The following is a 15459-nucleotide window of genomic DNA, read 5'->3' as shown; positions in this document are numbered from 1 at the left end:
GTCCGGCTCAGGACGCCCCGCCCGCGGAGAGCAGCACGTCCGCGTCGAAGCAGGTGTGGTCGCCGGTGTGGCAGGCCGCGCCCTGCTGGTCGACGAGGACCAGCAGGGTGTCGCCGTCGCAGTCGAGCCGGACCTCGCGGACGGCCTGCGTGTGCCCGCTGGTGGCGCCCTTGATCCAGAGCTCCTGCCGGGAGCGCGACCAGTAGGTGGCCTCGCGGGTGGCGAGCGTGCGGGCGAGGGCCTCGTCGGACATCCACGCGACCATGAGCACCTCGCGGGTGTCGTACTGCTGCACCACCGCGCACACCAGCCCGTCGGGGGTGCGCGTGAGCCGGGCGGCGAGCGCGGGATCCAGCACCGGGGCGGTCGTCACGGTCGAGCTCCGTTCCGCTGCGTCTCCCCCGTCACCGGACCTCCACCCCCGTCGCGCGCAGCGCGTCCTTGACCTCGCCGATCCGCATGATCCCGAAGTGGAACACGCTCGCCGCGAGCACCGCGTCGGCCCCCGCCTCGACCGCCGGGGCGAAGTGCTCGACGGCGCCCGCACCACCGCTCGCGATCACCGGGACGTCGACGAGCGCGCGCACCTTCCGCAGCATCTCCAGGTCGAAGCCGTTCTTGGTGCCGTCGGCGTCCATCGAGTTCAGCAGGATCTCCCCGACGCCGAGCTCGGCGCCGCGCTGTGCCCACTCCAGCGCGTCGATGCCGGTACCGCGCCGGCCGCCGTGGGTGGTGACCTCGAAGCCGCTCGGGGTGGGCTGCCCGTCCGCCGGCACCCGTCGGGCGTCGACCGACAGCACGATGCACTGCGAGCCGAACCGGCGGCTGGACTCGGCGAGGAACTCCGGGCGGGCGATCGCTGCGGTGTTGATCCCGACCTTGTCCGCCCCGGCCCGCAGCAGCTTGTCGATGTCCTCGTTGGTGCGCACCCCGCCGCCGACGGTCAGCGGGATGAACACCTGCTCGGCCGTGCGACGGACCACGTCGTAGGTGGTCTCCCGCTCGCCGGAGGAGGCGCTGACGTCGAGGAAGGTGAGCTCGTCCGCGCCCTCGGCGTCGTAGAGCCGGGCCATCTCCACCGGGTCGCCCGCGTCGCGGAGGTCGACGAAGTTGACGCCCTTGACCACCCGCCCGGCGTCGACGTCCAGGCAGGGGATCACGCGGACGGCCACTCCCATGCCGGTCAGCCTACTGAGCGGGCCGGGCCGCGGCCTCGAGCGCTTGCGGCAGCGTGAAGGCACCCGCGTAGAGCGCCTTGCCGATGATCGCGCCCTCCACCCCGGCGGGGGCGAGCGCCGCGAGCGCGCGGACGTCGTCGAGCGTCGCGACGCCGCCGCTGGCGACGACGGGGGCCGACGTCCGCTCGCACACGGCGGTGAGCAGGTCGGTGTTGGGGCCGGTCAGGGTGCCGTCGCGGCCGACGTCGGTCACCACGTAGCGCGCGCAGCCCTCCTCGTCGAGGCGGGCCAGGACCTCCCAGAGGTCGCCGCCGTCGGAGACCCAGCCGCGCGCCGCGAGCCGGTGCTCGCCGTCGCGGATCTTCACGTCGAGGCCGACCGCCACGCGGTCGCCGAACTCGGCGATGGCCTTCGCGCACCACGCCGGGTCCTCGAGCGCGGCCGTCCCGATGTTGACCCTGGCGCACCCGGTGTCCAGGGCCCGGCGCAGCGAGTCGTCGTCGCGGATGCCGCCGGAGAGCTCGACCTTGATCGGCACGCTCTCGACCAGCGACGCCAGCAGCGCGGCGTTCGAGCCGCGCCGGAAGGCCGCGTCGAGGTCGACCAGGTGGATCCACTCGGCGCCGTCGTCGACCCAGGCGCGGGCGGCGTCCAGCGGGTCGCCGTAGCCGGTCTCGGTGCCGGCCTCGCCCTGGACGAGGCGCACGGCCTGGCCGTCGACGACGTCCACGGCGGGCAGCAGGTCGAAGCTCACGGGCCCGATCGTAGGGCCGGTGGGTCACCCCCGGCCGAGGGCGGCCTCCCGCAGGTCCTCCAGCCGACGGTGCAGCAGCGCCCGCTCGGCCTCGTTCGTCGCCATCGCGGCGGCCCGCTCCAGCTCGGCGGCCGCCTCGTCCCGCCGGCCGAGCCGCAGCAGCAGGTCCGCCCGGACCGCGGGGACCAGGTGGTAGCGGGCGAGCGCGGGGTCGTCGCGGACCGCGTCGACCACGGCGAGCCCGGCCGCCGGGCCCTCGGCCCGCCCCACGACGACGGCCCGGTTCAGCTCCACCACCGGCGACGGGGTCACGACGGCGAGCTCGGCGTAGAGGGCGGCCATCGCCGCCCAGTCGGTGTCCTCCACCGAGCCGGCCCGCGCGTGGCAGGCCGCGATCCCGGCCTGCAGCGTGTAGTGGTCCCGACGACGACCGGGCGGCACCGCGGCCTCCGCCCGCGCCAGCCCCGCGAGCCCGCGGCGCACGAGCAGGTGGTCCCAGCGCCCGCGGTCCTGGTCGGCGAGCAGCACCGGCTCGCCGTCGGGACCCACCCGGGCCCGCAGCCGGGAGGCCTGCAGCTCCATCAGCGCGAGCAGCCCGTGCACCTCGGGGCGCTCCGGCAGCAGCGCCGCCAGCCGCCGGCCCAGGCGCATGGCCTCGTCGCAGAGGTCGACGCGGACCCAGTCGGCACCCGTCGTCGCCGCGTAGCCCTCGTTGAACACCAGGTAGACCACCTCGAGGACCGCGCCGAGCCGGCCCTCCAGCTCGTCCCCCGCCGGGATCTCGAGGTCCACCCCCGCCGCCGAGAGCCGCTTCTTAGCGCGCGAGATCCGCTGGCCGACCGTGGTCGACCGGATCAGCAGCGCCCGGGCGATCTCGTCGGTGGTGAGGCCGCCGAAGAGCCGCAGCGTCAGGGCCACCCGCGACTCCCGCGCGAGCAGCGGGTGGCACGTCGCGAACAGCAGCGCGAGGACGTCGTCACCGACCGCCCGGACCGGGTCGGCCACCACCTCCGCGGCGTCCGGGGCCGTGCGCGTGGACTCCTCGTGGCCCACCTGCTCGGCCTTCCGCGCGAAGGTCTGCTCGCGGCGGACCAGGTCGATCGCCCGACGGCGGGCGGTGGCCGCGAGCCAGGCCCCCGGGTTGTCCGGGACGCCCTCGGCCGGCCACTGCTCGAGCGCGGCGACCAGCGCGTCGTGGGCGAGCTCCTCGGCGCGGCCGACGTCGCGCACCACCCGCGCGACGCCGGCCACGATCCGCGCCGACTCGGCCCGCCAGACGGCGTCGAGGACGGCGAAGGCGTCGGCCACGGCGCTCCCTCCCGTCGCTCCGCTCGCCCCGGACGATCAGCCGCCGTGCTGCTGCGCGGCCCGCTCGCGCAGCTCGGCCTCCTGCTCGAGCACCCCCTCGGGGGCGAGACCCTCGAAGTCCTCGGCCTCGGTGACGCGCCGGACCTCGATGCGCTCGCCCTGCCGGAACGGCGCCCGGCGCGCCCAGGAGACGGCCTCCGCCAGCGAGTCGACCTTCAGGATCCAGAACCCGCCGATCAGCTCGCGCGCCTCGGTGAAGGGCCCGTCGCTGACGGTGGGCCCGTCGCCGTCGCCCTCGCCGTCGGGGAAGGTGAGGACGGCGCCCTGGGAGCTCGGCGCGAGCCCCTCGCCCGCGAGCAGCACCCCGGCGTCGACCATCGCCGCGTTGAAGCGGCCCATCTCCTCGAACACCGCCGGGTCGGGCGGCGTCGCGAGCGCCGTGGCCTCGTCGTAGGTCAGGACCAGCATGTACCGCGCCATCGTCTCCACTCCCCCGTCAGGAACGCTCGTACTGGGCCGCACGCTCGGCGACGCGGGCCCGCAGCGCGGCCTCGGCGTCGAGCACCTCCGCCGGCGCGACCCCCTCGAACTCGCGCATGTCGGGGATCCGCCGCACCTCCAGCCGCACCCCGGGCCCGATCGGGCAGCGGCGCGCCCACTGCTCGGCCTCGGCGCGCGTCGCGACGTCGAGGATCCAGAACCCGGCGACCAGCTCCCGGGCCTCGGCGAACGGGCCGTCGGTGACCGTCGGGGTCTCGCCGTCGGTGGTGAGCTCGAACCCCTCCGACGACGGGGCCAGCCCCTCGGCGGCGAGCAGGACGCCGGCCTCGACGAGGTCGGTGTTGAAGCGGCCCATCGCCTCGAAGACCTCCTCCGGCGGCGGGCCGTCGGCCGCGCCGACGTTCATCGTCTCGGGGGCCTGCATGATCATCATGTAGCGCATCGGACCCTCCCGGGGTCTGCGGGGCCGGGGCTCCTCCCCGGCCGTCACCAGCGCGTCGAACGGGGTCGGCGGTCTTCGACACCGCGCCCGGGGATTTTCTAGAGGCTCTCGAGCCAGTTCACCAGCAGCCGCCGGCCGGCCTCGCCGGACTTCTCGGGGTGGAACTGGGTGGCCGCGAGCGGCCCGTCCTCGACCGCGGCGACGAAGTCCTCGCCGTGGTGGGCCCACGTGACCTTCGCGGGGAGGAACGGCTCGCCGCGGTCGAGCTCCCACCGGCGGGCGCCGAAGGAGTGCACGAAGTAGAACCGCTCGTCGTCGGGCATGTCGGCGAAGAGCACCGAGTCGGCCGGCGCGCGGACGGTGTTCCAGCCCATGTGCGGGAGCACCTCGGCGTGCAGCTTCTCGACGGTGCCGGGCCACTGGCCCGCGCCCTCGGCCTCCTCGCCGAACTCGACACCGCGCTCGAAGAGGACCTGCATCCCGACGCAGATGCCGAGCACCGGCCGGCCCCCGGCCAGGCGCTGCTCGAGGATCCGCTCGCCGCCGACGGCGCGCAGCCCGGCGGCGCACGCGGCGAACGCGCCGACCCCGGGCACGACGAGGCCGTCGGCCTCCTGCGCCGCGCGGGCGTCGGCGGTCACCTCGACCTTCGCGCCGGCGCGCTCGAGGGCGCGCTCGGCGGAGCGCAGGTTGCCCGAGCCGTAGTCGAGCACGACGACCGAAGGGGTTCCCGGCATACCGCCCACGCTACCGAGGCGGCGCGGGACGCAGCACGGCCGTCACTGCCGCGGCCCCCTCGGTGAGGTCGTCGCGGCGACCTCGAGGACGGCGACGAGGTGGCACTCCCCGGTGGACGGGTGCAGCAGCGCCTCGAAGGTCTCGGCGACGCGCACGATCTGGCGCCGGGCGAGCTGCTCGAGGTACCGCTCGATCTCGGCGCGCCGCTGCGCCCCGACGGTGAGCACGAGGTGCCCGCCCCGATGCACGACCCGGGCGAACTCGACGAGCGCCGAGCGTGGCAGGTGCCCGGGCTCGAACGCGTTGACACAGGTCACGACGCCGAACTTGTCGCCGGCGCCGGGGAGGCGCTGGCTCAGGTCGGCCGGTCCGAGGTCGTGGTAGACGCCGCGGGTGCGGGCACGGGCGAGCATCTTCGGGGAGAGGTCGAGGCCGTCGATCGAGCGGAAGCCGAGGCGCGCGAGCGCCTCGCCGACGAGGCCGGTGCCACAGGCGGCGTCGAGGACGTCGGTGCCGGGTCCGCCGAGGCGGGCCACGACCTCGGCGACCGTGGTGGGCAGCGGGTAGTCGTCGCCGTGGGGCCCGGTGACGTCGTCGTCGTAGGTCGGGGCCCACGCGTCGTAGAGCTCACGCGCTTCCGGTGCCGTCGCGAGGGCGTGGGCCCGCGCCGTCCACGTCGCCGTCCCGCCCTGTCGGTCCGCCACCACCACTCCCGCCCGCCGGTCGCCACGGTGGTTCCCCGCCGGGAGTCTCTCAACCGTGGGCCACCCGACGTCCTGGCCGGTCAGGTGGGGATCAGCCGGAGGACGCCGGCGACGAGGGCGAGCGCGGCGAGCAGCGCGATGACCGTCGCCGGGATCCAGCGCCGGTCGCGGGCGAAGGAGATCACACCGCCGACGAGGAACCCGCCGAGCACCAGCAGCCCGAGCCCCAGCAGCTCGGCGCCGCTCACGACTCCAGGACGCCCTTGGTGGAGGCCGTCCCGCCCGCGAGCCGCGCGTCGGTCTCGGTCGCGGCCCGCAGCGCCCGGGCGATCGCCTTGTACTCGGCCTCGGTGATGTGGTGCGGGTCGCGGCCACCGGTGACGCGCACGTGCAGCGCGATGCCGGCGTGGAAGGCGATCGACTCGAAGACGTGCCGGTTGAGCACCGTCGGGTAGTTCCCCCCGACGACGAACCCGGCCATCGTCTCCGGCTCGCCGGTGTGCACGCAGTAGGGCCGGCCGGAGACGTCGACGACCGCCTGCGCCAGGGCCTCGTCCATCGGGATCCAGGCGTCGCCGAACCGGCGGATCCCCGACTTGTCGCCGAGGGCCTGCCTGAGGGCCTGCCCGAGCACGATCGCGACGTCCTCGACGGTGTGGTGGGCGTCGATCGCGACGTCGCCGGTGGCGCGGACGACGAGGTCGAACGACGCGTGCTTGCCCAGCGCGTCCAGCATGTGGTCGAAGAACGGCACGCCGGTGGCGACCTCGGTGCGCCCGCTCCCGTCGAGGTCGACCTCGACGAGGACGCTCGACTCCTTGGTCACCCGCTCCACGCGTCCGGTCCGGCTCATGCGTCCACTCTAGGTGCCTCCGGCTCGTGAGCACTCAGTGCCGCTATACCGGCATCGAGTGCTCACGAGCGGCGGAGCCGCACCTGGAGGATCTCGTCGGTGATCGTCGCCTCCTGCCCGTCCGGGCCGGTGGCGGCGCGCTCGAGCGAGTCGCAGCGCACGACGTCCCAGGCCGCGTCGTCGAGCTCCAGCGACGCCAGCACCTCGGGTGCCGTCGGCATCCGCAGCGACGGGTCCCACGACCACGGCGCGAGCCGCCCGTGCCCCACCACCAGCAGCGTCCCGCCCGGCGCGACCGCCTCCGCCGCGCGGCGCAGGATCGCCGCGCGGGGGAAGTCCGGGGCCGGCGAGTGCAGGTACTGGGCGCTGACCAGGTCGTAGGTCCCCTCGGGGAACGTCGCGGTGAGGTCGTGGCGCTCGGTGCGCACCGGCAGCTCTCCGGCCCGGTCGGCGATCCGGTCGCACGCGGTCTGCGCGACGTCGACCGCGGTCACCTTCCAGCCCCGGCCCGCGAGCCACAGCACGTCGCCGCCCTCGCCGGCGCCGAGGTCGAGGGCCGTCCCCGGAGCGAGGTCGGCGGCGGTGGCGGCGAGGACCGGGTTGGGGCGCCCGCTCCACACCTGGTCCCGCTCGGCGTAGAAGCGCTCCCAGAACCGAGGGCTCCCATCACGTGCGGCCATGACCGCGAGGCGTCCGTCCTCGGCGACGAGGTCGGCGTTGACCACGGCCCCGGTCTTCATCCCGCCGGCGGCCGCGGCGATCACGGTGGCGGAGACGTCGGTCGCGTTGCCCACGGCGAACACGCCGGGCACCGTCGTCGCGCCGCGCGGGTCGACCTCGAGCACCTCCCCGACGAGCACCTCCCCCAGGCGCTGCTCGGTGGTGGCGACGCCGAGCATGCTCGCCACCTCCGCGCGGGCGCGGCCCACGGTCGGCACCAGCAGGGCCTCCAGGCCCACGACGGTGCCGTCGGCCAGCCGGACCCCGGTCAGGGCGTCGTCGGCGACCTCGACGGCCGACACCGCCCCGGTCACGACCTCCACGCCCCACGCCGCCAGCTCGTCGGCCGCCGGGCGGTCGGGGACGAACGCGTCGGCCGTCAGGAGCACGACGTCCTCGGTGAGCTGGCGCATCAGCCCGACGTGGTGCATCGCCGTCGGGCCCGCCGCGAGCACCCCCACGCGGCGGTCCCGCACCTCCCAGCCGTGGCAGTACGGGCAGTGCAGCACGTCGCGGCCCCACCGCTGCGCCAGCCCCGCGACGGCGGGCAGTTCGTCCACCGCGCCCGTCGCGAGGACCACGCGCCGGGTCCGCAGCGCCTCGCCGACGTCGAGGCCGAGCGCGAACCCGCCGTCGGCCGACGACGAGGCCGACACCACGCGCCCCGTCCGCACCACGCCCCCGTAGGCCTCGACCTCGGCGCGGCCGATCGCCGTCAGCTCGGCCGGCGGGGTGCCCTCCCGGCCGAGGTAGTTGTGCACGCCCGCCGCCGGGGCGTTGCGCGGCTCCCCCGCGTCGACCACCAGCACCCGCCGTCGGGATCGCGCCAGGGTCAGCGCCGCCGCCAGCCCGCCCGCCCCGCCACCCACGACCACCACGTCCCACGTCTGTCCGCTCATGGCGCCCACCGTGCGTCGAGGAGAGCCAAGGTGGCAAACCATCTTGCCGAAGTGGCAAGATGGCGCTCATGGACGACGTCGCGGCGGTGCTCGACGGCGTCGGTCCCCGGCTGCGGGCCCTGCGCACCGCCCGGAACCTCACGCTGACCGACCTGGCCGGCTCCACCGGGATCTCGCTCTCCACGCTCTCCCGGCTCGAGTCCGGGCAGCGCAAGCCGACCCTCGAGCTGCTGCTGCCCCTCGCCCAGGCCTTCCAGGTGGCGCTCGACGAGCTCGTCGACGCCCCGCCGACCGGTGACCCGCGGGTGCGGATGCCCTCGTTCGTCCGCGGCGGCGCGACGTTCGTGCCGCTCACCCGGCGCCCGGGCGGGGTGCAGGCGTTCAAGCAGATCCTGCCGGCCGGCTACCCGCACCGGGAGGTCGAGCCGCAGACCCACGAGGGCTACGAGTGGATGTACGTGCTCTCCGGGAAGGTCCGGCTGCTGCTGGGCGACCAGGAGACGGTGCTGGTGCCCGGCGAGGTGGTGGAGTTCGACACCCACCTCCCCCACGCGGTCACCAACCCCTTCGCGCAGCCCGCCGAGATCCTCAACCTCTTCGGCCCGCAGGGCGAGCGGGCCCACGTCCGGACCCGCTCGGGCTCCTAGCGGAGCTGCCGGCTCACCTCGAGGAACCGGTCGTTCTCCTCGGGGGTCCCGACGGTGGCCCGCAGGTGCCCCGGGATCCCGACGTCTCGGATCAGCACGCCCTCGTCGAGGTAGGCCTGCCACACCGCGTGCGCGTCGGCGAAGCGCTCCGGGAAGCCGCCGTAGAGCAGGAAGTTCGCGGTGCTCGGGACGACGGCGTAGCCCATCGAGTCGAGCGCCGCGGCGATCCGGTCCCGCTCCTTGGACAGCGTGTCGACCAGGGCGAGCGTCTCGTCGGCGTGGCGCAGGGCGGCGAGCGCGGCCGCCTGGGTCAGCGCCGAGAGGTGGTAGGGCAGCCGGACGAGCATGAGGGCGTCGACGACGGCGGGGGCGGCGGCCAGGTAGCCCAGCCGACCTCCGGCGAACGCGAACGCCTTCGACATCGTGCGGCTCACCACCAGCTTGTGGCCGTGGGTCTCGAGGAGCTCGCACGCGGACGGGCCGGAGGAGAACTCGACGTAGGCCTCGTCGACGACGACGAGGCCGGGCGCGGCGTCGGCGATCACGGCGAGCTCGGCGAGCTCGATCGACTGGCCGGTGGGGTTGTTCGGCGTGGTCACGAAGAGCACGTCGGGCCGGCGCTCGCGCACGACGTCGACCGCGGCGGCCGCGTCGAGCGAGAAGTCGTCCCGGCGGGGAGCCGGCACCCACTCGGTGCGGGTGCCCGCGGCGAGGATCGGGTGCATCGAGTAGCTCGGCTCGAAGCCCAGAGCGAGCCGGCCGGGCCCGCCGAAGGCCTGCAGCAGCTGCTGGAGCACCTCGTTCGACCCGTTGGCCGCCCACAGGTTCTCCGTCGCGAGGGGCACGCCGGTCGCGCGCGTGAGGTAGTCGGCGAGCGCCGTCCGGAGGGCGACGTGGTCGCGGTCCGGGTAGCGGTGCAGGCTCGCCGCGGCCTCGCGGGTGGCCGTGGCGACGTCGTCGACGAGCGCGGGCGGCGGCGGGAACGGGTTCTCGTTGGTGTTGAGCGCCACCGGCACGGCCAGCTGCGGTGCGCCGTAGGGACTGCGGCCGCGGAGGTCGTCGCGCAGCGGCAGGGCGTCGAGGGTGACGCCCGCGCCGATGGTGGCCCGGGCCGGCTCGACGGCGTCGGTCATGCGCCGGTCCCCGGGTACTCGCGCCGGGCCCCGAACCGGGCGGCGACCGCCTGCCCGTGCGCCGGCAGGTCCTCGGCGTCGGCGAGCGCCACGACGCGGTCGGCCACCTCGCGCAACGCGTCGGCCGAGTAGTCGACGACGTGGATGCCGCGCAGGAACGTCTGCACCGACAGCCCGCTGGAGTGCCGGGCGCAGCCGCCCGTCGGCAGCACGTGGTTGGACCCGGCGCAGTAGTCGCCGAGCGAGACCGGGCTGTGCGGCCCCACGAAGACCGCGCCGGCGTTGCGGATCCGCGCCGCCACACCCGCCGCGTCCGCCGTCTGGATCTCCAGGTGCTCGGCGGCGTAGGCGTCGACCACGCGCACCCCGGCGTCGAGGTCGGCCACGAGGATCGTCCCGGACTGCGGGCCGGCGAGGGCGGTGCGGATGCGCTCGTCGTGCTTCGTCGTGCCGACCTGGGTGGTGAGCTCGGCGTCGACCGCGTCGGCCAGCTCCGGGCTCGTGGTCACCAGCACCGAGGCGGCCGCCGGGTCGTGTTCGGCCTGGCTGATGAGGTCGGCCGCGACGTGCACCGGGTCGGCCGAGGCGTCGGCGAGGATCGCGATCTCGGTGGTGCCCGCCTCGGAGTCGATGCCGATGCGCCCGCGCAGGCTGCGCTTCGCGGCGGTGACGTAGACGTTGCCGGGGCCGGTGACCATGTCGACCGGCTCGAGCTCGGCGCCGTCGGTGTCGGTGCCGCCGTACGCCAGCAGCGCCACGGCCTGGGCCCCGCCGACCGCCCACACCTCGTCGACGTCGAGCAGCGCGGCGGCCGCGAGGATCAGCGGGTGCGGCCGCCCGCCGAACTCCCGCTGCGGCGGCGAGCAGACGACGAGGCCCTCGACCCCGGCGGCCTGCGCCGGGACCACGTTCATGACGACGCTGGAGGGGTAGACGGCGAGCCCGCCCGGCGCGTACAGCCCGACCCGGGACACCGGGACCCACCGCTCGGTGACGGTGCCGCCGGGGACGACCTGCGTGGTGGTGTCGGTGCGTCGCTGGTCGGCGTGCACGGCGCGCGCCCGCTCGATGGAGGTCTCCAGCGCGGCCCGCACCTGGGGGTCGACCCCGTCGAGGGCCTCGCGCAGGGCCGCCGTCGGGACCCGCACCGACTCCGAGCGCACCCCGTCGAACCGCTCGCCGTACTCCAGGACCGCCTCCACCCCGCGCTCGCGCACGGCGTCGAGGATCGGGCGGACCCGCTCGACGACCGCGTCGACGTCCATCTCCGCCCGCGGCAGCATCGCGCGCAGCGCCGCGGCGGCGGGCACGCCGTCCCGCAGGTCGGATCGCGTCAGCAGGGGTGTCGTCTCGGCCACGGGGACCAGCCTAAACGGGCTCCCCGACAGCGGAGGAGCCGTCGTCGGGGGCACGATGGTTGTGAGAACAACTAACCATCCGAGCCGAGGAGCCCCATGACGGAGCCCGTACGCCGCCCCCTCCTGCAGATCATCGTGGCCAGCACCCGGCCCGGGCGGGTCGGGGAGCCGATCGCGCACTGGTTCGCCGACTACGCGCGGTCCTCCGAGGCGTTCGACGTCGAGATCGTCGACCTCGCCGAGGTGGACCTGCCGATGTTCGCCGAGCCGGAGCACCCGCGGCTGGGCCGCTACACGCTGGACTCGACGAAGGCGTTCAGCGCGACGATCGCCCGCGCCGACGCGTTCGCGATCGTCCACCCCGAGTACAACCACAGCTACAACGCCGCCATCAAGAACGCCCTCGACCACCTCAACCAGGAGTGGGCCCGCAAGCCGGTCGTGCTGATCGGGTACGGCGGCGTCGCCGCGGGCGCCCGGGCCACCGAGGCGCTGGTCCCCGTGGTGGTGGGGCTGCAGATGGTGGTCGCCGGCACGGTGCCGATCCCGTTCGCGGGCCAGCGGGTCTCCGGCGAGGGCGAGGCGCGGATCTTCGACGCCGCCCCGGAGACCGAGGCCGGCGCGAAGGCCGCCCTCGACGGGCTCTCGTCGTGGCTGGAGATCCTGGGGCTGCGCGGGTCGCGCTGAGCCACGGGGTGCCGGCCTCGGGATGCCAGTCCCGGGATGCCAGCGAAGCGTCGTTGCTTGCGTGGGACGCAAGCAACGACGCTCCGCTGGCACGGGGCACGGGGGCACCCGGACGTCAGGCCCCGTTGCGCGTCACCGAGAACGAGTTGGTGCGCAGCCCGGTGCCGCCGGTCCAGGGCTCGAAGCCGGCCTGCACGCTCGTGAGGTACCAGCTGGACTTCACGACCCCGCGCAGCATCGCGTCGCGGGTGAACGCCTCGATCGGCAGGTTGGTCACCGACGTCGTCGCGGTCTTGCGGACGTAGGAGATGACCGGTAGGTCGGTCTTGCCGTACCAGACGGTCCAGGTCGTCCCGCCGATGCTGACGTCGTAGTAGGGCTTGCCGATCGGCTGGACCCACGAGGTGCGGTTCAGCCAGATCATCATCTCGGCGCCGGTGTTGCGGCCGGTGTTGGTCTTCGTCGGGTCGAACCAGATGTCGTAGGCGGTGTTGTACTGCTGCGTGCCGCCCGCCGTGGGGCCCTTCGTCGACCAGCTCGAGCGCACCGTGCCCAGCGAGGACACCTGCGCGGGGAACGGCGAGGCGGCGGTGCAGTAGCCGTAGTTGCAGCCGCGCAGGATCGACGGGTAGCCCGCCGGGCCCGTGTTGTTCGTGTGCAGCGCGGTGTCGACGTTGAAGCCGGTGTCGAACGGCGTGATGCACTGCGTCGTCGTCGCGCCCCAGCGGTCGTTCTGCACGAGGTACTTGCCGGCCGCGACGGGCGCCGACCCGAACTGGTCACAGATCTGCGCGTAGGTGGGCGCCGTCGGTGCGGTCGCCGCCGAGGACACCGCGTTGCCGACCAGCACCGTGCCCAGTGTGACCGCCACCGCCATCCCGGCCGCGACCAGGTACCGCGTCCGGCGGGTCGCGCGGGCGGCCGCCCGGCGCACCGCGGCCCGTCCCCCGACGACACTCGTCTGGTCCGTCATGATCTCGTCGTTCCCCCCGTGACCTGCGCCGGGGCGGAGCGCCGCGGCGGTTCGGTCCGTTCCTCGCGGGGGGTGACGCAGTCGTTAGCACGCGGGCCGGAAAGTCACTCCGTCGAGGGTGGGCAGCCCCCGGACGTCGGGCATGCTGTGCCCGTGAGTCAGACAGCGGAGATCGGCGTCAGCGGCCTCGCCACGATGGGCCGGAACCTCGCACGCAACCTGGCGCGCCACGGCCACGCCGTCGCGCTGCACAACCGGACCGAGAAGCGCACGAAGGATCTGGTCGACCAGTTCTCCGACGAGGGCACGTTCGTACCCAGCTATTCGGCCGAGGACTTCGTTCGCTCGTTGGAGCGGCCCCGCCGGATCGTGCTCATGGTGCCGGCCGGGAAGGCCACCGACGCCGTCATCGACGAGTTCACCCCGCTCCTCGAGCAGGGCGACGTGATCATCGACGCCGGCAACGCGCACTTCGCCGACACCCGCCGTCGGGAGAAGGCGCTGCGCGAGGCGGGCCTCAACTTCGTCGGTATGGGCGTCTCGGGCGGCGAGGAGGGAGCCCTCAACGGGCCCTCGATCATGCCCGGGGGTCCCGACGAGGCCTACGCGTCGCTGGGACCGCTCCTCGAGGACATCTCGGCGCACGTCGACGGCGACCCGTGCTGCACCCACATCGGCGCCGACGGCGCGGGCCACTTCGTCAAGATGGTCCACAACGGCATCGAGTACGCCGACATGCAGCTCATCGCCGAGGCGTACGACCTGCTGCGGTCGGGACTGGGCATGGATCCGGCCGCGATCGCGGACGTCTTCACGACCTGGAACCGGGGCCGGCTGGACTCCTACCTCATCGAGATCACCGCGCAGGTGCTGGCGCACGACGACGCCGCGACGGGCAGGCCGTTCGTCGACGTCGTCGCCGACGAGGCCGAGCAGAAGGGCACCGGTCGCTGGACCGTCCAGGCCGCGCTCGACCTCGGCGTCCCGGTCACCGGCATCGCCGAGGCGACCTTCGCCCGCTCGCTCTCGGGCAACCGCACGTTGCGCGACGCCGCCCGCGGCCTGCCCGGCGTGTCGCGCGCCAAGCTCGAGGGCGCCGCCGCCGAGGGCTTCGTCGACGACATCGAGCAGGCGCTCTACGCGTCGAAGATCGTGGCCTACGCGCAGGGGTTCAACGAGATCCAGGCCGGGGCGACCGAGTACGACTGGTCGATCGACCTCGGGCAGGTCGCGAAGATCTGGCGCGGCGGCTGCATCATCCGCGCGAAGTTCCTCAACGAGATCACCGCCGCCTACGAGCGCGAGCCGGGCCTGACGACGCTGCTCACCGACCCCTCGTTCACGGAGGCCATCGGCGGGGCGCAGGACTCCTGGCGCCGTGTGGTCGCGTCGTCGGCGCAGCTGGGGATCCCGACGCCGGGCTTCTCCTCGGCGCTGTCGTACTACGACGGGATCCGGGCCGAGCGCCTGCCCGCCGCCCTGGTGCAGGGCCAGCGGGACTTCTTCGGCGCGCACACCTACCGGCGCGTCGACAAGGCCGGGACCTTCCACACCGCGTGGGCGACGGACGACCGGGCGGAGTCCGAGGCGTAGGTGCCCGACCGGCCTTCGAGTGGGCCTCCACGGCTCCTCCGGCGGCCAGGAGTGTCCACTCGACGGGGCCCGGTGGCCGGACCCGCCGTCGAGTGGGCCTCCGGGGCTGCCCCGGCCGCCGTGGCGGTCCACTCGGCGCGGCGGTCGGCCCGAGCGCGCCTCACGAGCCGGAGGCACCTCGGGGCACCCCACCGACCGCGTCGACGAGCGCGTCCCACCGGGTGCGCCTGCCCTCCGGGAACCGGGCCCGGGCCCGGACGTCTTTGCTCGACCCCTCCCGGTAGCGCCGGTTCGCCCACGGCGAGCCCGGTCGGGCGAGCCGGATGGCCCCGACGACGGCACACGGCAGCACCACCAGGCCGAGCACGGCCAGGATCGGCTTCCCCTTGATCGCGGCGACCACCGCGAACGCCACCGTCACGGCGGCCAGCCCGAGCACCGTCGGCGCGTCGTCCTCACCCGCGGCGCCGAACGGGTTCAGCCCGAGCACGAGCAGTCCGCCGACCGCCGCGACGACGAGCACCACGTCGACCGAGGCCCGCCCCTTCTCGGTCCAGTACACGTCCTCGAGGCGCAGCCACAGGGCGAACTCGTCGAGCGTCAGCGCCGCCCCCGCCCCGAACCCCACGGCGAGCACGACCTGCCACACCCCCTCGGGCCGGTAGAGGAACTCGCCGAAGCCCGCGAGCAGCATGAGCACGATCCCGTGGACGAGGTGGTGGACGTGCACGCCGCCGACCTTGGTGTCGCGGAACGGCCCGTGACCAGCGCGGATGAGCCGGGTGATCACCCGGGTCACCAGGAAGACCACGAGGAACGACCCGAGCATCCAGGCCGCGGTGAGACGCGTGTCGTCCACGCCGAAGTCGAGGTTCACGTCCATCCGGGGGCCCTCCAGGTCGTCGACGACCCAGGGTGACCGACGTGGCGCGCGGACGCGAGATCGTTGCAGGTCACGGATTGATCGCTCT

The 15459-nt window shown here is 74.6% G+C and carries 18 protein-coding genes; 3 read left to right on the top strand and 15 right to left on the bottom strand.

All coding sequences use genetic code 11. From position 1 onward, the window contains the following. Positions 1 to 7: 7 nt before the first annotated feature. From hisI to HH311_RS07330, 11 genes are all read right to left on the bottom strand, one after another. The gene (hisI, locus tag HH311_RS07380; RefSeq protein WP_169182969.1) at positions 8 to 373 is read right to left on the bottom strand and encodes a phosphoribosyl-AMP cyclohydrolase; all 366 of its coding nucleotides are present in this window, start codon (positions 371 to 373) and stop codon (positions 8 to 10) included. Positions 374 to 404: 31 nt separating this feature from the next. After that, positions 405 to 1178, bottom strand: a complete 774-nt coding sequence (hisF, locus tag HH311_RS07375; RefSeq protein WP_169182968.1) for an imidazole glycerol phosphate synthase subunit HisF — start codon at positions 1176 to 1178, stop codon at positions 405 to 407. A 10-nt stretch (positions 1179 to 1188) separates the two neighbouring features. Then, positions 1189 to 1932: a bifunctional 1-(5-phosphoribosyl)-5-((5-phosphoribosylamino)methylideneamino)imidazole-4-carboxamide isomerase/phosphoribosylanthranilate isomerase PriA gene (gene priA, locus HH311_RS07370; RefSeq protein ID WP_312029988.1), complete on the bottom strand. Its 744-nt coding sequence runs from the start codon at positions 1930 to 1932 to the stop codon at positions 1189 to 1191. A 24-nt stretch (positions 1933 to 1956) separates the two neighbouring features. Further along, the gene (locus HH311_RS07365; protein WP_169182967.1) at positions 1957 to 3240 is read right to left on the bottom strand and encodes an RNA polymerase sigma factor; all 1284 of its coding nucleotides are present in this window, start codon (positions 3238 to 3240) and stop codon (positions 1957 to 1959) included. 36 nt (positions 3241 to 3276) lie between these two features. Then, positions 3277 to 3720 (bottom strand): YciI family protein, encoded by a 444-nt coding sequence (locus HH311_RS07360; RefSeq protein WP_169182966.1) that lies wholly within the window; start codon positions 3718 to 3720, stop codon positions 3277 to 3279. 16 nt (positions 3721 to 3736) lie between these two features. After that, entirely contained in the window at positions 3737 to 4183 is a 447-nt protein-coding gene (locus HH311_RS07355; protein WP_169182965.1) for a YciI family protein, read from the bottom strand. A gap of 98 nt (positions 4184 to 4281) precedes the next feature. Next, entirely contained in the window at positions 4282 to 4920 is a 639-nt protein-coding gene (gene hisH / locus HH311_RS07350; RefSeq protein WP_169182964.1) for an imidazole glycerol phosphate synthase subunit HisH, read from the bottom strand. 42 nt (positions 4921 to 4962) lie between these two features. Further along, the gene (locus HH311_RS07345; protein ID WP_169182963.1) at positions 4963 to 5625 is read right to left on the bottom strand and encodes a class I SAM-dependent methyltransferase; all 663 of its coding nucleotides are present in this window, start codon (positions 5623 to 5625) and stop codon (positions 4963 to 4965) included. Between the two features lie 80 nt (positions 5626 to 5705). Then, complete coding sequence (locus tag HH311_RS07340; protein ID WP_169182710.1) at positions 5706 to 5873, bottom strand: hypothetical protein; 168 nt, start codon at positions 5871 to 5873, stop codon at positions 5706 to 5708. After that, positions 5870 to 6478 (bottom strand): imidazoleglycerol-phosphate dehydratase HisB, encoded by a 609-nt coding sequence (gene hisB, locus HH311_RS07335; protein ID WP_169182962.1) that lies wholly within the window; start codon positions 6476 to 6478, stop codon positions 5870 to 5872. Before hisB ends, HH311_RS07340 begins: the two co-directional genes overlap by 4 nt. A gap of 62 nt (positions 6479 to 6540) precedes the next feature. After that, positions 6541 to 8097 carry an FAD-dependent oxidoreductase gene (locus HH311_RS07330; protein WP_169182961.1) on the bottom strand — a complete coding sequence of 519 codons (1557 nt, stop codon included), beginning with the start codon at positions 8095 to 8097 and terminating at the stop codon, positions 6541 to 6543. A gap of 68 nt (positions 8098 to 8165) precedes the next feature. Between HH311_RS07330 and HH311_RS07325 the strand changes: the two genes are divergently transcribed. After that, complete coding sequence (locus HH311_RS07325; RefSeq protein ID WP_211189772.1) at positions 8166 to 8744, top strand: helix-turn-helix domain-containing protein; 579 nt, start codon at positions 8166 to 8168, stop codon at positions 8742 to 8744. Here HH311_RS07325 and HH311_RS07320 read toward each other — a convergent pair. Both HH311_RS07320 and hisD read right to left on the bottom strand, forming a co-directional pair. After that, the gene (locus HH311_RS07320; RefSeq protein ID WP_169182959.1) at positions 8741 to 9877 is read right to left on the bottom strand and encodes a histidinol-phosphate transaminase; all 1137 of its coding nucleotides are present in this window, start codon (positions 9875 to 9877) and stop codon (positions 8741 to 8743) included. The two genes, HH311_RS07325 and HH311_RS07320, sit on opposite strands and share 4 nt — an antisense overlap. After that, a complete protein-coding gene (hisD, locus tag HH311_RS07315; protein WP_169183110.1) occupies positions 9874 to 11217 on the bottom strand; it encodes a histidinol dehydrogenase in 1344 nt (447 codons plus the stop codon). Before hisD ends, HH311_RS07320 begins: the two co-directional genes overlap by 4 nt. Before the next feature lie 114 nt (positions 11218 to 11331). On the opposite strand from hisD, the gene HH311_RS07310 reads away from it, so the two are divergent. Continuing rightward, positions 11332 to 11922: an NADPH-dependent FMN reductase gene (locus HH311_RS07310; RefSeq protein WP_169182958.1), complete on the top strand. Its 591-nt coding sequence runs from the start codon at positions 11332 to 11334 to the stop codon at positions 11920 to 11922. Between the two features lie 115 nt (positions 11923 to 12037). Here the strand turns inward: HH311_RS07310 and HH311_RS07305 are convergent, their stop codons facing one another. Then, complete coding sequence (locus HH311_RS07305) at positions 12038 to 12895, bottom strand: GH12 family glycosyl hydrolase domain-containing protein (protein WP_169182957.1); 858 nt, start codon at positions 12893 to 12895, stop codon at positions 12038 to 12040. Between the two features lie 153 nt (positions 12896 to 13048). On the opposite strand from HH311_RS07305, the gene gndA reads away from it, so the two are divergent. Further along, positions 13049 to 14488 (top strand): NADP-dependent phosphogluconate dehydrogenase, encoded by a 1440-nt coding sequence (gene gndA / locus HH311_RS07300; RefSeq protein WP_169182956.1) that lies wholly within the window; start codon positions 13049 to 13051, stop codon positions 14486 to 14488. A gap of 160 nt (positions 14489 to 14648) precedes the next feature. Here the strand turns inward: gndA and HH311_RS07295 are convergent, their stop codons facing one another. Beyond that, entirely contained in the window at positions 14649 to 15371 is a 723-nt protein-coding gene (locus HH311_RS07295) for a hypothetical protein (protein ID WP_169182955.1), read from the bottom strand. Positions 15372 to 15459: the final 88 nt, after the last annotated feature.

Origin of the sequence: Actinomycetospora sp. TBRC 11914 (assembly GCF_012933465.1) — a bacterium.
In the GTDB taxonomy this organism is placed as follows: Bacteria; Actinomycetota; Actinomycetes; order Mycobacteriales; family Pseudonocardiaceae; genus Actinomycetospora.
Note: the sequence above shows the minus strand (reverse complement) of the source record. Positions and strands in the feature narration are given on the sequence as shown.